General features: G+C 77.7%; 1 protein-coding gene. It reads left to right on the forward strand.

The window, feature by feature from the left end:
* Positions 1 to 148: 148 nt before the first annotated feature.
* Positions 149 to 2,810, forward strand: a 2,662-nt coding sequence (locus tag HZS56_RS37585; RefSeq protein WP_308408250.1) for an ATP-binding protein, incomplete at its 3' end; no start/stop codon positions are given.

Here is a 2,810-nt window from a genome sequence, read left to right on the forward strand (position 1 = left end):
GCGCGGGGGGCGGGTGGGGATTTCCCGGGGAAGTTTGTTTTCGGGGCTCCGCTGTTTGTAATTTGGTTCACCTCGTCGTCCCTCCGTAATGCAATGGCCCGTTGCCTAATATTGGCCCGGACACGACACACGGAGGGGAGCGGTCACCGTGCCACGGGACTTCACGGAGTCTGCCGGACGCCGCTCCGACCTGGTCGTCGGCCGGGAGGACTCGTTCGGCGCGGCACGTGACCAACTGACCCGGGGCGGCAGCGTGTTGCTGCACGGGCCCGCCGGAATTGGAAAGTCCACCGTGCTGCGGACCCTGGCCGCGGAATATGCCCGCACGGCCCGCACCGTCCTGCGCTGCTCGGCCACGGAGTCCGAATCGCACCTTCCCTTCCTCGCCCTCGCCGACCTTCTCGGCCTGGTCCTGGACGAGGTGTCCCCGGGGCTGCCCGCGGCCCAGCGCACCGCGCTGGAGTCGGCGCTCACCGGACGCGGCGAGTCCACCCTGCAGCGCGACGGACTGGCGCTGCGGCTGGCGGTGCTGTCCGCGCTGCGGGCCCTGGCCGCCGCGGGGCCGGTCCTCGTCGTCGCCGACGACCTCCAGTGGCTGGATCCGGCCAGTGCGGAACTCCTCGGCTTCGCCGCCCGCCGCCTGGGCGACACCCCGGTCCGGCTGCTGTGCGCGGTGCGGACCGAGGGCCCGGACACGGAGGGTGCGGAGTACGACCGCCATCTGCGGGCCTCCCCTCCCGACACCCGCGCGGTGCGCCTCGGCCCGCTGACCCGCGCCCAGGTGTCCGCGCTGCTCGGCGAACGCGGCTACACGGGCCTGCACCGTGCCACCGTCCGGGACATCCACCGCACCAGCGGAGGCAATCCGCTGTTCGCGCTGGAGTTGGGACGGGCCCTGGCCGAGAGCCCCGCCGCACCGCGTCCGGGCGAGCCGCTGCCGGTGCCGACCTCGCTGCGCGCGCTGGTCCTGTCCCGCCTGGAGATGCTGTCCGACGAGGCGCGCCGCACCCTGCTCGTGGCCAGTGCCGGCGCCCGCCCGACACCGGCCCTGCTGCACGCGGCCGGCCGGGAGAACGCGGAGGCCGAGACCGCCCAGGCCGCGGCGCTCGGGCTGCTGGCGCCCGACCCGGAGGGCCCGACCGTACGGTTCGCGCACCCTTTGATCTCGGCCGCCCTGTACGCCGAGGCGCCGACGTCGGAGCGGCGGGCCGCGCACGCCGCGCTGTCCACGGCCGCCTCCGACCCGATCGAGCGCGCCCGGCACCTGGCGCTGGCCACCACCGGCACCGACCCGCGGGTCGCCGACCGGCTCGCGGAGGCCGCCGCGCTGGCCCGGGACCGCGGGGCGCCGTCGGTGGCCGCGTCGCTCGGCCTGCTCGCGGCCCGCCACACCCCGGTGGACGGCACGCCCGGCCCGGAGGAACGCCGGCTGACGGCCGCCGAGGACGCCATCACCGCGGGTGAGCCGGACCTCGCCCGGGACCTGGCCCACGAGGTGCTCGCCCGGGCCACCGCGCCCGGCGAGCGGGTCCGCGCCTGGATGGTGGTGATCGAGGCCGCCGGGCAGGCCATCGGCGAGGTGGACGCGGTCTTCCCGCAGGCCCTGGCCGACGCGGGCGACGACCCCCGGCTGCTCGCCCTGGTCCACTACCAGCTGGCCTGGCGCGGCCTGGTGGTGCAGGGAGACTTCGCGCAGGGCCGGGAGGAGGCCGCGCACGCGGCCCGGCTGGCGGCGCGGGCCGGGGACCGGCGCAGCGAGCTGCTGGCGCTCGCCTTCCAGGCGCAGGCCGAGACCCTGATGGGGCATCCGGACGCCCCGGCGACCATCCGGCGGGCGCTGGAGGAGCCGCAGGACGCGCGGGTGGCGTGCCACCACAACGGGGCCGGCTCGTCCCGGTTCCGCTGGCTGGTCATGAGCGACCGGCTGGCCGAGGCGCGGACCACGGTCACGGCGCTGCTGCGCGAGGTGCGCCGGCGCGGCATGGCCGAGAGCGAGGTGCACTACCTGCGTTTCCTCGCGGAGACCGAACTGCACTCCGGCCACTGCGGCCGGGCGCTCGAACTGTCCCGGGAGAGCCTGACCCTGGCGCGGGACGCGGGCATCGGGGAGGGTGCGGGCGCGATGCAGGCCGCGCTCGCCGAGGCCGCGGGCGGCGAACCGGACCGCGCTCTGGAGCTGGCGCGCGAGGCGGTGCGGCGGGCGGAGGAGGACGGCGACGCCGTGTACCTGTCGCGGGCGCTGGCCGCGCTCGGCCACGCGAGCCTGGTGTCGGGCGACGCGGCGGCGGCCGTACGGGCGCTGCGCCGGGTGCGGGAGCTGGAGGCCGGCGCGGGCATCACCGATCCGGCGCGCGGCCGTTGGCAGGGCGACCTCGCGGAGGCGCTGGTGCGCACCGGGGAGCCGGCCGAGGCGATGGACGTCATCGAGGTCACCCGGGCCCACGCACTGCGGCTGGGGCGCGGGAGCGTCCTGGCCGTACTCGACCGGGCCGAGGCCCTGGTGCGGGCGGCGCGGGGCGAACACCGGGCGGCACTCACGCGGTTGGTGTCGGCGCGGGAACGGCTCGCCGGGCTGGGCTTCGGCCTGGAGGAGGCGCGGGCGGCCTTCGCGCTGGCCGAACTGCACGCCGAACGGCCGGGTCGGACACCGGAGTCGGCGTCGTACGACGAGGCGGCGCGGCTGTTCCGGCGCTGCCGGGCGCTGCCCTGGCTGCGGCGGGTGGAGGCGGCCGCGGTCGCCCCGGCGGCCGGGCGCCCCGGGCGCCCCGGGCCGGGGCGGGGGGGGGCCGCGGGGGGGGGGGGGGGGCCGG

Source organism: Streptomyces mayonensis, from assembly GCF_018982965.1.
Classification (GTDB): domain Bacteria; phylum Actinomycetota; class Actinomycetes; order Streptomycetales; family Streptomycetaceae; genus Streptomyces; species Streptomyces mayonensis.